Genomic DNA, 14631 nt, shown 5'->3' with positions numbered 1-14631 from the left:
GGATTTAGGACGCTTAGCGGCCCCAAGAGCGGACCGTGCCGCAATCCATATGCACGAAGTTCGAACGGCTGTAGCGCCCGACACCGCCTGCGTTACAGGCTACTGCGGCTTTCGCCATCTGGCCAACGCTACGGGATTTCAGGCGAAGGTCGGCCGCCATGCCCTTCATATGCAACGAGTTTTTGGCAACCCCGCGCGAGCGCGAGCGCAGCATCGCATTGGTCTGCGGCGTGCGGTAGCCCGAGAGCAGCATGTAAGGCTCAGAAATGTCCATCAGGTTGTGGGACGCGGCCATGATGTCCACCGTGCGGATGTCCATCGACGTGGTGCGATCCGAACGCCAGTCCCGCATGAAAAAGTTGATCTCTTTGATGACCTCTTTGATGTACTCGCCTTCGATCCAATAGATCGAGTCCATCGATTCGCCCGTGCGGCTGGAATACATGCGAATGCGGCGAATATCGCCCGCCCCGCGCAAAAGTCCGGCGGCATTGGTGAATGTGGGCGCCGCAACCACGGTGGTCGCTGCGAAGGCCCCAAGGATTGCTCGGCGCGTAAATGCCGTCTTACCTGTCTCATACATCGTGGTTAGCGCGTCCCGTCGCTTGTATTTGTTCCGCTTTTACAGCGGGTTACAGTGCCCATCCCCAGGCGCATCCCGGTTATTGCACAGCAGAGTCGATTTACCAAGTGCATCTGTGTCATTCCTGCAGCTATCCGCCAAAATCGGCGAAATATTGCCAAACACGTGTTCGAATTTGGTTAACACGCCAGTTTTTCGGTTTCGTTGCCGGAATATGACAGTTTCCCCGCTTACGAATTTGTGATCGTTTCATGCCTATTGGTCTCCGATAACGTGCCATCATCGGGTACACCTGAGTCGTTTGCTCATTCGAAGGGTCTTATTGATGTCCGCTGCGCTGCTGCTGCCTACCAAGCTTCATTTTGTTCGTGTCATGACCGTGCTCGCCGCGGTTTTTTTGCTGTCTGTGCCCGCCAAGGCGCAGGTCACGCCGTTTATGCAGGCCGTGGCCGAGGCCGCTGCCTCGGATCCGGGGATCGCGGCGTTCTATAGGGCGAATGGGTACAAGCCCATTTGGACCGGCAAGGGTAACAAGGACCGCAACCGCCGCTCGGCGCTGCTGAAGGCGCTTAAGAACGCCGATGACCACGCGCTGCCGGTCGCGTCCTACAACACCGAGCTGCTGAAGGCGAACCTGCGCCGGATCACATCCAAGCGGGAGCCGGGCAAGGCCGAGGTCGAGATGTCCCGCATCTTCCTCAAATACGCCCGTGATCTGCAGACCGGTATCCTGACGCCGTCGCGCGTGGATAGCGAGATCGTCCGCGCGGTGCCGCTGCGCGACCGCACCAAGCTATTGATGGCGTTCACAAAGTCCAACCCGACAAAGTTCCTGCGCGGGCTGCCTCCTAAGGCACCGGAATATGCCCGCCTGCTCAAGGCAAAGGTCGCGATGGAAAAGCAGCTTGGGCGCGGCGGCTGGGGGCCGACGGTTCCCGCGAGGTCGCTGAAACCGGGGCAAAGCGGTTCCACGGTGGTGGCGCTGCGCAATCGGCTGATTGCCATGGGCTATATGAAGCGCTCGGCAAGCCAGAGCTACGACGCCGCGATGCAGGCCGCCGTGCAGCAGTTCCAGCTGGCGCATGGATTGGCGGCGGACGGTGTGGCCGGTGCGGGCACGATGACCGAGATCAACCGCCAGATTGAAGAGCGGCTGCCCAGCGTCCTGGTGGCCATCGAGCGCGAGCGTTGGATGAACCTCCCCCGCGGCAAGCGCCATATCTGGGTGAACCTGACGGATTTCACCGCAACTGTTGTCGACAACGAGAAGGTGACCTTCCGCACGCGGTCCGTGATCGGCAAGAACACCGCGGATCGTCGCTCGCCCGAGTTCTCGGACATCATGGAATACATGGAGATCAACCCGAACTGGAACGTGCCGCGGTCGATCTCAGTGAAAGAGTATCTGCCGGGCATGATTGCCTCGGGCGGTGGGTCTGCGGGGCATCTGCAGCTTATCGATGGCCGGGGCCGGGTGGTGAGCCGCTCTAGCGTGAATTGGGCGGCCTATTCGGCGCGCAACTTCCCCTACGACCTGCGTCAGCCGCCGAGCCGTGGCAACGCTCTGGGCCTGGTGAAGTTCATGTTCCCGAACCGTCACAACATCTACCTGCACGACACCCCCGCAAAGAACCTGTTTGCGCGGGAAGTGCGCGCCTTTAGCCATGGCTGCATCCGCCTGAACGACCCGTTCGATTTTGCCTATAAGCTGCTGGCCAAGCAGGAAAGTGACCCGGTCAACTACTTCCAGAGCATCCTGAAATCCGGCCGCAACACCCGCGTGCCGCTGGACGAGCATGTGCCGGTGCATCTGGTCTATCGGACCGCCTTCACCGATGCGAAGGGCCGGGTGCATTACCGGCGCGATGTGTATGGGCGCGACGCCAAGATCTTTAACGCTTTACGCAAGGCCGGGGTGGAACTGCGCGCGCTTCGGGGCTAAACCTCGCGCACCCTGCTGCGGGCTGGGCGTCAGGGTCAGGGTGCGGAGGCCAAATGCAGGCATTTAGTGTATCAGAGATCGGCGCGGCGCTGGACGCCGAGGTCGTGGGCGACACTGATCTAAAGATCACCGGCGCCGCTGAGCCCGCAGACGCGGGCCCAAGCGATCTCGCCCTGGCAATGGACCCAAAATACGCCGACGGGCTGGCCAAGGGCGCGGCGCGGGTTGCCGCCCTCTGGGAGGGCGCGGATTGGCAGGCGCTGGGGTTGCAGGCCGCGATCCTCGTAGGGCGACCGCGTGTGGGGATGGCGGGGCTCACCGCCTTGCTGGACCCCGGCCCGTATATCGCGCCCGGCATCGACCCGCGCGCGGCGATTGATCCCAGTGCCGAGATCGGACCGGGCGCCGCGATTGGGCCCTTCACCGTCATCGGGCCTGGCGTGCGGATCGGCGCGGGCGCGCGCATCGCCCACCAGGTCAGCGTCGCCGAGGGCAGTGAGATAGGCGCAGATGCGCTCTTGCATCCCGGCTGCCGGATCGGGCGCAATGTCAAGATCGGAGACCGCTTCATCGGCCAGCCCGGGGCGACCATCGGCGCGGACGGGTTTTCGTTCGTCACGCCAGAGAAGTCCCGCGCCGAGGCGGCGCGCGAGACGCTCGGTGAGGTTGAGGGGGTGAAGGCCGCGCAGCCCTGGACGCGCATTCACTCGCTGGGCTCGGTGATCATCGGGGACGACGTAGAGATCGGCTGTAATGCCTGCGTTGATGCGGGCACGATCCGGCCCACGCGGATCGGGAACGGCTGCAAGATAGATAACCAGGTGCATGTGGCGCATAATTGCGAGGTGGGTAAGGACTGTCTCTTTGCGGGCCAGGTGGGCATCGCCGGCAGCGTGAAGATCGGCAACAACGTGATCCTCGGCGGGCAGGTGGGCGTTGTGGACAACATCTTTATCGGCGACGGCGTGGTGGCGGGCGGCGGCACAGTGATCCTGTCCAACGCGCCCGCAGGGCGGGTGCTGTTGGGCTACCCGGCGGTCAAGATGGAAACCCATGTCGAGACATATAAGGCGTTGCGCCGCCTGCCGCGGCTGGCCGCTCAGGTGGCGCAGTTGCAGAAAGCGGTTCCCAAACCGGGCGGCAATGACTAAATCAGCGCCAAGACGCAAGGTGGGGTAATATGGCGGTCGGCGAGAAGGTCATAGAGATTTTGGCCAATCAGGCGCTTTTGGACGTCGGGGATGTAAATCTCGACGACAATCTAGCGTCGCTTGGAATCGATAGTCTGGGGCTGGTGGAATCGATCTTCGCCATCGAAGAGGAGTTCGACATCCAGGTGCCGTTCAACGCCAACGAGCCGGAGAAAAGCGAGTTCGACATCTCCTCGGTGGCAGCGATCGTCACGGCGGTGGAGACATTGGTCAAAGATCAGGCGTCATGACCAAGCGCGTCGTGATCACCGGCGCGGGCACGATCAACGCGTTGGGGCAGGACGTGCCCAGCACGCTGCGGGCCATGCGCGAAGGTCATTGCGGCATCGGTCCCCTGGATATCCCGGACGTGGACCGGCTTATGGTCAAGATCGGCGGGCAGGTGACCGGCTATGACGAGCACACGCATTTCAACCGCCAGCAGATATCGCTTTATGACCGGTTCACGCAGTTCGCGATGCTCTCGGCCGAGCAGGCGATCGCCCAGTCAGGCCTAGAGTTCTCGGGCGCGCTGGCGGCGCGCTCTGGGGTCATTCTGGGCACCTCTGGCGGCGGGCTGTCGACGCAGGACGAGAATTATCGCGCCGTTTATGAGGCGGGCAAGAACCGGGTGCATCCCTTCATCGTGCCCAAGCTTATGAACAACGCCGCCACCAGCCATGTCTCGATGCATTGGAACCTCAAGGGGCCGAGCTTTACCGTGGCCACGGCCTGTGCCTCGTCGAACCACGCGATGGGGCAGGCGTTCCATATGATCCGCTCGGGCATGACCACGGCGATGGTCACCGGCGGCTCCGAGGCGATGCTGTGCTTTGGCGGGGTGAAGGCCTGGGAGGGCTTGCGCGTGATGTCCAAGGACGCCTGCCGCCCGTTCTCGGCCACACGAAACGGCATGGTGCAGGGCGAGGGCGCCGGCGTCTTTGTGTTCGAAGAGCGCGAGCACGCCAGGAAGCGCGGGGCCGAGATCCTGGCCGAGGTGGTGGGCTTTGCGATGAGCTCGGACGCGGCCGATATCGTGATGCCCTCGCGCCAGGGCGCAGAGCGCGCCATCACCGGCGCGCTGAAGGATGCCGGGCTGAACCGCGAGGAGGTGGGCTATATCAATGCCCACGGCACCGGGACCGCCGCGAATGACAAAACCGAATGCGCCGCGGTGGCCGATGCCTTTGGGACGCACGCGGATAACCTGCTGATCTCGTCGACAAAATCCATGCACGGGCATCTGATCGGCGGCACCGGCGCGGTAGAGCTCTTGGCCTGCGTCATGGCGCTGCGAGACGGCGTGGTCGCGCCGACCATTGGCTATGAAGAGCCCGACCCGGAATGCGCGCTAGACGTCGTCCCGAACGAAGCGCGCGACGCCAAGGTGGACGTCGCGCTTTCAAATGCGTTCGCGTTTGGGGGCCTGAACGCGGTGCTGGCGCTCCGCGCGGCTTAGGATCTTACTCTGCGGGTGCCGCAGCCGCGGCGGCGGCAGCGCGGTCAACCAAGGATTTGAAACCAGCGGTGAAACCGGCCAGCGAGACCCGAAGGCCGATCTTTTGACTCGGATCGGCGACAGGCACGATGATCACATTCGCATTCACCCCGCGCCGAAAGGCGTTCACGTCCTCATCTGAGAAGCCAACGCGCGCGAAGCATCCGATCTGGCTGCACCAGCTGAAGGGGTATTTGCGCACCTGGCCGCCATCAATCGACAGACCAAGCTGTTGCGTCAGCAGCGTCTCCAGCGGAGTGATGATCGTGGCGCCCGCAGCGGGCTGACCCTCTCCCCCGATGGGGAAGATGTTGATCTCGGCGACGGGGGTGCCACCGTTCTCGCCTTGGCCGTCGCGGATCAGCTGATAGAGCTGGCACGGATCGTTGCCGTTCTCGGACTTAATGCAGCGGACCTCCCAATCCGTGAATTGCTCTTCCAAGTAGATGTCGCCGACATTGATGTCTGGCTCGCCCATCGAAAGCTCAAGCGGGTTCGGGGTCGCGCCCTCCTCGGCGTTCTCGGCCGCGGTGGTGTCTGTGGTCTGCGCAAATGCCGGGGCGGCGCCAGCAAGCAGCGCCGCGACAAAAAAGGATCTGATAAGCTGCGTCATTCGGGGTCCGGTTTTTGTTAACTGCGTCGTGGTGGTGGATTTAGCATGGCCCGAACGGACTGTCAGCGCCGAAATCGCGCCCGATGAGCGTCGTTTTGCTCAGTGGCTGGGCGGGTTAGAAAGAGAAGAAGGACCCGCGTTAAACGGGTCCTTCTTCAATCGTTTCTCTCCCTGCCGGACTGGCCGACGAATTATGTTGGGAACGCTACGGCCTTTGCCAAGTCACGTCAACAGGCAATAATTCACAAATTTGTTCGTCGGTCGGAAATAAAAAAGCCGCGCCCGTGGGCGCGGCAAGTCTGACAGGGAGGAAGTCAATCCAGGTGGCCATAGAGCCCTCTGGACGCGATGCAGACTGGCGCAGAAAGGTTAAGAATGTATGTTCGTGCTGTGGAAAAAATTTTGGGGACGGTTGCGAGTATGGACGATCACATTTTTGTTGGCAGCGGCGACGACGGATATGGCACTCAACAAGGGTTATCGCTGCAATATGCAAACCGGCATGGGCTGATCGCGGGGGCCACGGGCACCGGCAAAACAGTGACGCTTCAGATCCTGGCCGAGGGCTTCTCGAAGGCGGGCGTCCCGGTGTTCTTGTCCGACGTTAAGGGCGATTTGTCCGGTCTGGCGGCGTCGGGCTCGGAGAGCTTCAAATTGCACGACGCCTTCATGAAGCGCGCGGGCACGATCGGCTTTGCGGATTATGCCTACGAGGCCTTCCCGGTGACCTTCTGGGACCTGTTCGGCGATCAAGGCCACCCGATCCGCACCACCGTGGCCGAGATGGGACCGCTGCTGCTGGCGCGGCTCTTGGACCTCTCGGAGGCGCAGGAGGGCGTGTTGAACATCGCCTTCCGCCTGGCCGATGAAGAGGGGCTGGCGCTGCTCGACCTCAAGGACCTGCGCGCGCTGCTGGTGTTTGTGGGCGAGAACGCGCCGGATCTGTCGCTGATGTACGGGCATATCTCGAACGCCTCCATCGGCGCGATCCAGCGCCAGCTCTTGGTGCTAGAGAACCAGGGCGGGGCCGGGCTCTTTGGCGAGCCCGCCTTGGCGCTGGATGATCTTATGGCGGTTGACCCGGACGGGCGCGGGCGCATCAACATCCTGGCCGCCGACAAGCTGATGCAGTCGCCCAAGCTTTATGCCACCTTCCTGCTTTGGCTGCTCTCGGAGCTTTTCGAGGAGATGCCGGAGGTTGGCGACCCAGACAAGCCAAAGCTGGTCTTCTTCTTTGACGAGGCGCATCTGCTGTTTGACGACGCGCCCAAGGCGCTGATCGACAAGGTCGAGCAGGTGGCGCGGCTGATCCGGTCTAAGGGCGTGGGCGTCTACTTCATCACGCAGAACCCTGCGGATGTGCCCGAGGACATATTGGGCCAGCTGGGCAACCGCATCCAGCACGCTTTGCGTGCGTTTACGGCGCGCGACAAGCAGGCGCTCTCGCGTGCGGCGCAGACCTATCGCGAGAACCCGCGCTTTGACATCGAGGCCGCGATCCGCGAGGTCGGCGTGGGCGAGGCGGTGACCTCTATGCTTGAGGACAAGGGCGTGCCTGGCGTGGCCGAGCGGACGCTGATCCGCCCGCCATCCTCGCAGCTTGGACCGATCAGCAAGGCCGAGCGCGGGCGCGTTGTAGAGGCCTCGCCCTTAGCGGGGAAATACGAGGCGAAGGTGGACCGCGAAAGCGCCTTTGAGAAGCTGCGTGCGCGGGCAGATAAAGCTGCCGAGGACGCCCGCAGGGCGGAGGAGGCGGCCGAGCGATTGGAGCAAGAGGAGGAGCGCGAATACCAGACGGCGCGGCGCTATTCAGGTGGCGGGCAGCCGCGATCTTCGTCGCGCAGCTATGGCGGCAGCCGTTCGCGGGCGCGGGGTGCGCCCGAGACATTCGGCTCTGCGCTGCAATCCGCCGTTATCAAGGAGTTGAAGGGCACAACCGGGCGGCGCATCGTGCGCGGCATCCTGGGCGGGCTCTTTAAGGGGCGGTAGCTGTTACCAAAATGTGTGCTACCGCACGCTCTTTTTTATGCGTGTTGCGAGGCGACGCGGAACACAGGGGGGGCGGCGCGGGTTGCACGGGCAGCGATGCGTATTTGGAACAAGGTGAAGCGGAAAGCGCCTATTGCAGCCGCACTGGCAGCGTGATCGGGCCGCGAAACCCAAAGCCCTGCCACACGACATCGCCGGCCAGCTCCATCTGCGGGAAGCGGTCAAACAGCAGCGGCAGCATCACCTCGGCCACCGCGCGGCGCGCCACATGGGTGCCCTGGCAGAAATGCGGCCCATTGCCGAAGGCCTGATGCGGGGCCTTGGGACGCAACATATTATAGTCCTCGCCATCCTCACCGTAGATGTCTTCGTCGCGGCACGCGCTGGCCTGGATCGTCATAACCGTGTCGCCCTTGGGGATCGTAAAGCCGCGGATCTCGGTGTCTTGGGTCACCAGGCGCGAGCTGACCTGTATTGGCGCGACCCAACGCACCGCCTCCTCAAAAGCCGTGGTCCAGTCATTGCTTTCTTTCGCGTGGCGCAGTTGTTCGGGGTTACTGAGAAGCCCGTATAGCACCGTGCAGAGCGCGTCGCGCGGCTCGTTTATCCCGCCACCGATGGCGATCTTGATGTTGGCGTAAACCTGGCTCTTGGGGATCGGGTTTTCCGCATTCAGCATGACCGAGAGCGCAGAGGGGTTCGGTTCGGCCCTATGGCGGTCATTGAGGCTTTCAAAGAGCGCGTCCATCTCGTCATTGGCCGCGTCCGAGACCGCGAAGGGCTCCTCGCGCCAGCCGAAATTGCCTGCCCCGTCGATCAGAACCTGGCTCCAGCGGGCCATGTCGGCGTCGCTCGCCTCGTCCAGCCCCAGAAGATAGGCCAGACCCCGGGACGCGTAGGGCGCGGCCAGCGCCGGGAAGAGGTCGACCACCTCGCCGCGCGGCAGCCTGTCAACATACGCCTCTGCGGTCTTTTGGTAGAGCGGGGTCCAATGCTCTTTGATCACCTTCGGAGCAAAGGTCGGCGCCATCGCCATGCGCTCGGCCCGGTGGGTCTCGCCGTCCTTGCGCATCAAGGTGTGCGCGCGGAAGGCGCGCTGCATCGGCGTATTCGGGTCGTCGGAACTATAGAGCTCGGGGTTCTCCTTCACATATCTGGTATCCGCGGCCTTGGTGAGCATCGTGCGCCCAACCGACTTCACGCGCAACACGGGGGTCTCAGCGCGCAGGCGCCTGTAGATCGGGTAGGGGTCGCGGGTGAGCTCCGCGATGGTGATCTCTTCGTTTGATGGTGCCAGCGGCATGCTTAGTCCTCGAGTGGTTCGTGCGACGGTACAACCGACGACTGAAAAGTCAAACGCGTGCAAGCGTTTCCACGAGATGCCGCGCGCAGTCCTGGGGATGGGTGGTGATCAAGGAATGGTTGGCGCCGTTGACCTGGGCGGCATCGGCATGCGGCATCGCGCCTAACAGACGCGCCGTCAGAGCATGCATCACGGGATGCGCCTTGGCGCCGGTCACAAGCCGCGTTGGGAGAGCGAGCTGCGCGAAATCCTCCGCCCGGGCGGTGATCGAATGCACCCCGCGCCAGTCCAGCACGTTGGCCAGGCAGGTTTGGCGGCAGTATTCCCGGACCGGCTCGGGCATGGCAGCAAAGGCGCCGTCGCCGCCCCAGAAGTCGATGATCCGCCCCGCCGCGTCGACCTCACCGGCGAAATAGGCCGCCTCGAAGGCGGTGCTCATCGCAAGGGTTTCGTCATAGAGCGCCTGTTCAGAGGTGCCGCGCAGAATTGGGAAGATATTGGCCTCAAACGTGGTGAGGGTCAGCGCCTCAACCGCGCCCTGGAGCAGCGCCAAGAGCGCCACCGTGCCCCCCATGGAATGGCCGACCAGGTGCACCGGCTCTCCGATCTGACGCGCAGCGGTCGCGAGCGCCAAGACGTGATGCTCAAAGCCGCAATCGTGCAGGCTGCGGGTGTCCTCTGTGCGCCCATAGCCGCAAAGCGCGATTGAGACACGGCGGAACCCCTGCGGCAGCTGCGCTTGGATGGGCCGCCACGCGGCGGGCGTGCTGAACGAGCCTGGCACGAAAAGGATCGGTAGGCCGCTGCCGGTATCTGCGATCTCGACATGCATATGGCGCTCGCTTGCATCGCGGGGCCGCTTCAAATGGGCGCGGGCCCAGGTCCATTTTGGTTAAGCATACCTTCATCCGAATCGGACGACAATGGACCTGGGTGGGCCGGACCCGGCGCGCTCAGTATCGGTAGACCTTTGGCACGGTCACGCGGATATAGTGGCCCAGGAAGTTCGCCCGGTCCTCGGTGACGCGCAGCAGCAGGTCCTTACCAAAGCCGCGCTTGCGGACCGGCGCACTGTTTCCCCCGGTAACGACGGGTTCGATGTATGGCCGGTCCAAGCAGGGGGCCCATTCGGTACACCGCACCAGGCGCGGCACAGGGCAGATGTACCTAAAGCGGCCTGATCTTGAGCCGGGTGATGCGGTTGGCCTCGCGCTCGGCCACCTCGAAACGGAAGCCGTGGAAGGAAAAGACCTGGCCCTTGGTTGGGATCATCTGCGCCTCGTGGATCACCAGCCCGGCCACGGTGTTGGCCTCTTCGTCCGGCAGCGACCAATCGGCCGCGCGGTTCAGGTCGCGGATCGTCATCGCGCCGTCGATCAGGAAATGCCCGTCATCCGAGCGCAGCAGCTCGGGGTCGTCGCCCAGGTCAAACTCGTCAGTGATCTCGCCGACGATCTCCTCAAGGATGTCCTCGAGCGTAATGAGCCCCTGCAACGCGCCGTATTCGTCCACAACCAAGGCGAAATGCGTATGCAGGCGCAAGAATTCCCGCATCTGGTCGTCAAGCGAGGTCGTCTCGGGCACGAAATAGGGCGTCCTGGAGACCGCCTGGATGTCGAAATCCTGGAACGGGTCGTCCCCGGTGGCGTCGCGCCCATGGGCGAACATCGAGCGCAGCAGATCCTTGGCGTGGATGACGCCCACAATGTTCTCGGGGTCGTTCTTGTAGACGGGCAGGCGCGTGTGCGACGAGCCAAGGCATCGCTCCAGCACCTCCTCGGGGGTTAGGCCCGCGTCGATCATCTCGATGTCGCTGCGGTGGCGCATGATCTCGTCCACGGTGCGGTCGCCCAGGTCCAGCGCGCCCAGAATGCGGTCGCGGTCCTCTTTCTCCACGGCGCCCTCGGAATGGCCAAGCGCGATGGCGCCCGCGATCTCCTCGCGCACGGCGGAGAGCTGATTGGCCGGGTCGACCTCGACGCCAAAGAGCGCCAGGATGCCGCGCACCAGCGCCCGCACCGCTGCCACGACGGGGGCAAAGACCACAATAACCCAGCGGATGACCGGCGAGACCAGCGCCGCGGCGCGCTCGGAATTCGTAATCGCATAGGTCTTGGGCAGCACCTCGGCAAAGACCAGCACCAAGAGCGTCATGACCAGCGTCGCCAGCGCCACGCCGCTTTCGCCAAAGAGCCGGGTGAACAGCGCCGTGGCGAGCGACGCCGCCAAGATGTTCACAAGGTTGTTGCCCAAAAGGACCGACCCGATCAGCCGCTCGTTGTCCTCCGTGATCTGCAAGGCCCGCGCGGCGCCACGATTCCCACGGTCTGCCTGGCTGCGCAGCTTGCCCCGGCTTGCGGCGGTCAGCGCGGTCTCGGACCCCGAAAAGAACGCCGAGAGCACCAGCAGCCCGGCGATGGCCGCGGCACTGATCCAGAAAGCTGCATCAAGAATTGGCGAGGGGTCGTCCATAGCGCTTGTCATCCTTTTCTACAGGGGTCTTATGGGGCCGAGGGCGGCAGCTTTCAAGGAAACTAGGGGATGCGGGCGCGCGATCTTGGGTGGATCGACCGAGAAAACTTGATCTTAAGCGGTCCCTATTCCAACGCGCAGGGCCATGACGGCGTTTTGTGATGGTCCGTTGGTGGCCTGGGGCCGTCATTAGAAATCCGCCGCCCCGGGCTTGACCCCGGGCCTCCACCTTGAACCAAACGCGACCCGGGTAGCGGCCGACCTGGAGGTCGCTTGCGCTACAGTTCTGTCTTGCGAGCGATCTTCGAGAAGGCCAGCGTTCCAATGGGTTGTGACGTTGCAAAAGCGGCCTCCTGGGGGAGGTCGGCCGCTGCCCGAGGCAAGCTCGGGCGGTTGCGCTGTTTGGATTCCGTAGCGTCTGGTATCGGGAAGCGTTGTCTAAGCAGTGCGCCTGTTGGCAACGCTCCCTCTAGGCCAAGCGCCACCGTCATACCGACGGTCACTCAAGGCAAAAAAGACAACCAAATGGAGGCCGAGATCACCGTAAGCCCCGTGCCGATCAACACGCTGGACGCGACCACCCTGCGCGCAACCCCATACATGTTCGCGAAGATGTATGCGTTCACCCCCGGCGCCATTGCCGCGGTCAAAACGGCCGAGCGGAACTCGCCGGTCGACAGCTCCACCGTCCGGCCCAGCACCCAGACGATCAATGGGTGCATCAAGAGCGACACCGCGCAGACATAGGCGATGGTCGCCATGTCGCCTTCGGGGCGGTAGCGGAACAGGACGCCCCCCAGCCCAAAAAGCGCCGCCGGCAGGCCCGCGCGGGCCATGAGCTCCACGCCGTCCCAGGCGAAGTCGGGCAGGGGGATCCCCGTGATGTTGACCAGGAAACCCAGCGCGATGCCGATCATCAGGGCGTTCTTTATGATGGCGCCGCCAATGGCCCGCGCCGCCTGCCGCGCGCCCGCGCCGCGCGCGCGCACCAGCTCCATCACCACGAAGCCCAGGATGTAGCAATAGGGCGCGTGGATCGCCACGATGGCATAGTTCGGCCCCAGCGCGTCCGCCCCATAGGCGCGCTCTGTGATCGCCAGGCCCATCAGCACTGAATTCGAGAAAAGCGTCGCGAACCCAATGGCTACGCAATCCTCCCATGGGCGCCCAAAGAGGAAGCGCGCGCCCAGAAGGCCCGCCAAGAACCCCGTGGTGGAACCTGCGTAGAAGCTAAAGATAAGCCCCGTGCTGAAGGTCTGCCCAAGGTCAAGCCGCGCGATGGCCACAAACAGAAGGCAGGGAATGGCGAAGTTTTGCGCGAACTTCATCAGGCCGCTGATGTGCTCGTCGCTCAGCCAGCTGCGCCAGACCGAAACGTAGCCAAAGCCCACCACCAGGAAGACGGGAAGGATGACGCTCAGGAGTGCGGCCATGGGCGCCCTAGACCGTGTAGCGGATCACCATGCCGTCATAGGCGGGGGTGATGTGCTCGGGTGTCTCGGCGGCCAGGGTCGCGTAGTCCAGATCGATATGCATATTCGTCAGCACGGCGCGGCGCGGGGCCGCGCGCTCGATCCAGGCCAGGGTGTTCTCCAGATGCGAATGCGTCGGGTGCGGGGTGCGGCGCAGCGCGTCCACCACCCAGCAATCCAGGTCCCTCAGGGCGTCCCAGGCGGGGGCGTACATCTCGGCCGCATCCGGCAGATAGGCCAGATCGCCGACCCGGAACCCTAGGCTGTCGATGGCGCCGTGCCCGACCTCGAAGGGCGTCAAGGTGATGGGCCCGCCGGGCCCGTCGATGGTCACGTCCCCGTCGATGGTCTTCAGATCGAGAATGGGCGGGTAGGGCGAGCCCTCGGGCTGCACAAACGCATAGCCGAACCGGCTGAGCAGCGCGTCCTGCGTTGGCCCATCGGCCCAGACCCGCACCCTCTGGCGCATGTTGAAGACGATCATGCGCAGGTCGTCGATCCCATGCACGTGGTCGGCGTGGGAATGCGTATAGACCACCCCGTCGAGCCGCCCGACCTCTGCATCCAGCAGCTGCGCGCGCAGGTCCGGAGAGGTGTCGATCAGCACCGCGGTCACGCCGTCCTCAGTCTCGCGCTCCACCAGCATCGAGCAGCGCCGCCGCGTGTTCTTGGGGTTGCTGGGATCGCAGTCGCCCCAATGCCCGCCCAGACGCGGCACGCCCCCAGAGGAGCCGCAGCCCAGGATGGTAAAGCGCAGCTCCGCCATCAGGCGGCCTGCCTATGCGCGGCGGCCTTGGTAAAGAGCGCGTCGAAATTGGCCTGGGTCTGGGCGGCAAACGCGGGATACTCCATCCCGAAGAGCTCGGCGCCGACCTTGGCGGTGTGCACGGTGTAGGACGGCTCGTTGCGCTTGCCGCGATAGGGCGGTGGCGCCAGATAGGGCGAGTCGGTCTCCACCAGGATGCGGTCCACCGGCGCGTCGGCGAAGATGCTGCGCAGCTCGGTGGATTTCGGGAAGGCGGCGATTCCTGGCATCGAGAGATAAAAGCCCAAGCCCAGCATCGCCTCGGCCAGGGCGCGGCCGGAAGAGAAGCAATGCATCACGCAACCATAGGCGCCGGCGCGGTGCTCCTCGGTCAGGATGCGGGTCATGTCCTCATCCGCATCGCGGGAGTGGATGATCAGCGGCAGCCCGGTCTGGCGTGCGGCCTCGATATGGATGCGTAGGCTCTCTTGCTGGATGGCCTTGCTGTCGGCGGTGTAGTGATAGTCCAGCCCGGTCTCGCCGATGCCCACGAATTTCGGATGCGCGGCCAGGGCGGTCAGGTCGTCCAGCGTGGCCAGGGGCTCCTCGGCGGCGCTCATCGGGTGGGTGCCCGCGGCGTAGAAGACCGGCGCGTATTGCTCGGCCAGGGCGCGGACCTGCGGCTCCAGCCGCAGCTTGGTGCAGATCGTCACCATCCGCGTCACCCCGGCCTCTAGGGCGCGGGCCACCACGGCGTCGCGGTCCTCGTCGAAGGAGTCGAAGTCCAAATGGCAATGGCTGTCAGTGATCTCGGGTTCGGGCAT

The 14631-nt window shown here is 63.9% G+C and carries 14 protein-coding genes; 5 read left to right on the top strand and 9 right to left on the bottom strand.

Annotated features, from left to right (window positions below):
- Nucleotides 1–13 precede the first annotated feature (13 nt).
- Nucleotides 14–583: a YcbK family protein gene (locus AIOL_RS13230; protein WP_049643415.1), complete on the bottom strand. Its 570-nt coding sequence runs from the start codon at nucleotides 581–583 to the stop codon at nucleotides 14–16.
- 373 nt (nucleotides 584–956) lie between these two features.
- On the opposite strand from AIOL_RS13230, the gene AIOL_RS13225 reads away from it, so the two are divergent.
- Genes AIOL_RS13225 through AIOL_RS13210 form a run of 4 tightly spaced genes read left to right on the top strand, consistent with a single transcriptional unit; the run spans nucleotide 957 to nucleotide 5174 of the window.
- Nucleotides 957–2525: a L,D-transpeptidase family protein gene (locus tag AIOL_RS13225; RefSeq protein WP_049645435.1), complete on the top strand. Its 1569-nt coding sequence runs from the start codon at nucleotides 957–959 to the stop codon at nucleotides 2523–2525.
- Between the two features lie 53 nt (nucleotides 2526–2578).
- Nucleotides 2579–3676 (top strand): UDP-3-O-(3-hydroxymyristoyl)glucosamine N-acyltransferase, encoded by a 1098-nt coding sequence (gene lpxD / locus AIOL_RS13220; protein WP_049643414.1) that lies wholly within the window; start codon nucleotides 2579–2581, stop codon nucleotides 3674–3676.
- A gap of 29 nt (nucleotides 3677–3705) precedes the next feature.
- Nucleotides 3706–3966 carry an acyl carrier protein gene (locus tag AIOL_RS13215; RefSeq protein ID WP_049643413.1) on the top strand — a complete coding sequence of 87 codons (261 nt, stop codon included), beginning with the start codon at nucleotides 3706–3708 and terminating at the stop codon, nucleotides 3964–3966.
- Nucleotides 3963–5174, top strand: a complete 1212-nt coding sequence (locus AIOL_RS13210; RefSeq protein WP_049643412.1) for a beta-ketoacyl-[acyl-carrier-protein] synthase family protein — start codon at nucleotides 3963–3965, stop codon at nucleotides 5172–5174. The genes AIOL_RS13215 and AIOL_RS13210 overlap by 4 nt, the downstream gene beginning before the upstream one ends.
- Nucleotides 5175–5178: 4 nt before the next feature.
- Here AIOL_RS13210 and AIOL_RS13205 read toward each other — a convergent pair whose 3' ends face one another.
- Entirely contained in the window at nucleotides 5179–5826 is a 648-nt protein-coding gene (locus tag AIOL_RS13205; protein ID WP_049643411.1) for an invasion associated locus B family protein, read from the bottom strand.
- Between the two features lie 420 nt (nucleotides 5827–6246).
- Between AIOL_RS13205 and AIOL_RS13200 the strand changes: the two genes are divergently transcribed.
- Nucleotides 6247–7815, top strand: coding sequence for a helicase HerA-like domain-containing protein (locus tag AIOL_RS13200; RefSeq protein WP_049643410.1), 1569 nt, complete (start codon nucleotides 6247–6249; stop codon nucleotides 7813–7815).
- Between the two features lie 130 nt (nucleotides 7816–7945).
- On the opposite strand, the gene AIOL_RS13195 is transcribed toward AIOL_RS13200, so the two are convergent.
- The 7 genes from AIOL_RS13195 to AIOL_RS13170 form a co-directional block, all read right to left on the bottom strand.
- On the bottom strand, nucleotides 7946–9118 hold the full coding sequence (locus tag AIOL_RS13195; RefSeq protein WP_049643409.1) for a cytochrome P450: 1173 nt from the start codon (nucleotides 9116–9118) through the stop codon (nucleotides 7946–7948).
- A 49-nt stretch (nucleotides 9119–9167) separates the two neighbouring features.
- Entirely contained in the window at nucleotides 9168–9983 is an 816-nt protein-coding gene (locus AIOL_RS13190) for an alpha/beta fold hydrolase (RefSeq protein ID WP_152912524.1), read from the bottom strand.
- An 88-nt stretch (nucleotides 9984–10071) separates the two neighbouring features.
- Complete coding sequence (locus tag AIOL_RS25520) at nucleotides 10072–10233, bottom strand: hypothetical protein (protein WP_160314484.1); 162 nt, start codon at nucleotides 10231–10233, stop codon at nucleotides 10072–10074.
- 52 nt (nucleotides 10234–10285) lie between these two features.
- Complete coding sequence (locus AIOL_RS13185) at nucleotides 10286–11590, bottom strand: HlyC/CorC family transporter (RefSeq protein WP_049643407.1); 1305 nt, start codon at nucleotides 11588–11590, stop codon at nucleotides 10286–10288.
- 503 nt (nucleotides 11591–12093) lie between these two features.
- Nucleotides 12094–13023, bottom strand: coding sequence for an AEC family transporter (locus AIOL_RS13180; protein WP_049643406.1), 930 nt, complete (start codon nucleotides 13021–13023; stop codon nucleotides 12094–12096).
- Nucleotides 13024–13030: 7 nt separating this feature from the next.
- Nucleotides 13031–13828, bottom strand: coding sequence for an MBL fold metallo-hydrolase (locus AIOL_RS13175; RefSeq protein WP_049643405.1), 798 nt, complete (start codon nucleotides 13826–13828; stop codon nucleotides 13031–13033).
- A complete protein-coding gene (locus AIOL_RS13170) occupies nucleotides 13828–14631 on the bottom strand; it encodes a TatD family hydrolase (RefSeq protein WP_049643404.1) in 804 nt (267 codons plus the stop codon). Before AIOL_RS13170 ends, AIOL_RS13175 begins: the two co-directional genes overlap by 1 nt.

Source organism: Candidatus Rhodobacter oscarellae (assembly GCF_001078595.1).
In the GTDB taxonomy this organism is placed as follows: Bacteria; Pseudomonadota; Alphaproteobacteria; order Rhodobacterales; family Rhodobacteraceae; genus Rhodobacter_B; species Rhodobacter_B oscarellae.
Note: the sequence above shows the minus strand (reverse complement) of the source record. Positions and strands in the feature narration are given on the sequence as shown.

Bases quoted from the DNA above. Each gene is read 5' to 3' on its own strand.
- AIOL_RS13230 (WP_049643415.1), bottom strand. From the start codon at position 583: ATGTATGAGACAGGTAAGACGGCATTTACGCGCCGAGCAATCCTTGGG.
- AIOL_RS13225 (WP_049645435.1), top strand. From the start codon at position 957: ATGACCGTGCTCGCCGCGGTTTTTTTGCTGTCTGTGCCCGCCAAGGCG.
- lpxD (WP_049643414.1), top strand. From the start codon at position 2,579: ATGCAGGCATTTAGTGTATCAGAGATCGGCGCGGCGCTGGACGCCGAG.
- AIOL_RS13215 (WP_049643413.1), top strand. From the start codon at position 3,706: ATGGCGGTCGGCGAGAAGGTCATAGAGATTTTGGCCAATCAGGCGCTT.
- AIOL_RS13210 (WP_049643412.1), top strand. From the start codon at position 3,963: ATGACCAAGCGCGTCGTGATCACCGGCGCGGGCACGATCAACGCGTTG.
- AIOL_RS13205 (WP_049643411.1), bottom strand. From the start codon at position 5,826: ATGACGCAGCTTATCAGATCCTTTTTTGTCGCGGCGCTGCTTGCTGGC.
- AIOL_RS13200 (WP_049643410.1), top strand. From the start codon at position 6,247: ATGGACGATCACATTTTTGTTGGCAGCGGCGACGACGGATATGGCACT.
- AIOL_RS13195 (WP_049643409.1), bottom strand. From the start codon at position 9,118: ATGCCGCTGGCACCATCAAACGAAGAGATCACCATCGCGGAGCTCACC.
- AIOL_RS13185 (WP_049643407.1), bottom strand. From the start codon at position 11,590: ATGGACGACCCCTCGCCAATTCTTGATGCAGCTTTCTGGATCAGTGCC.
- AIOL_RS13180 (WP_049643406.1), bottom strand. From the start codon at position 13,023: ATGGCCGCACTCCTGAGCGTCATCCTTCCCGTCTTCCTGGTGGTGGGC.
- AIOL_RS13175 (WP_049643405.1), bottom strand. From the start codon at position 13,828: ATGGCGGAGCTGCGCTTTACCATCCTGGGCTGCGGCTCCTCTGGGGGC.
- AIOL_RS13170 (WP_049643404.1), bottom strand. From the start codon at position 14,631: ATGCCCGAACCCGAGATCACTGACAGCCATTGCCATTTGGACTTCGAC.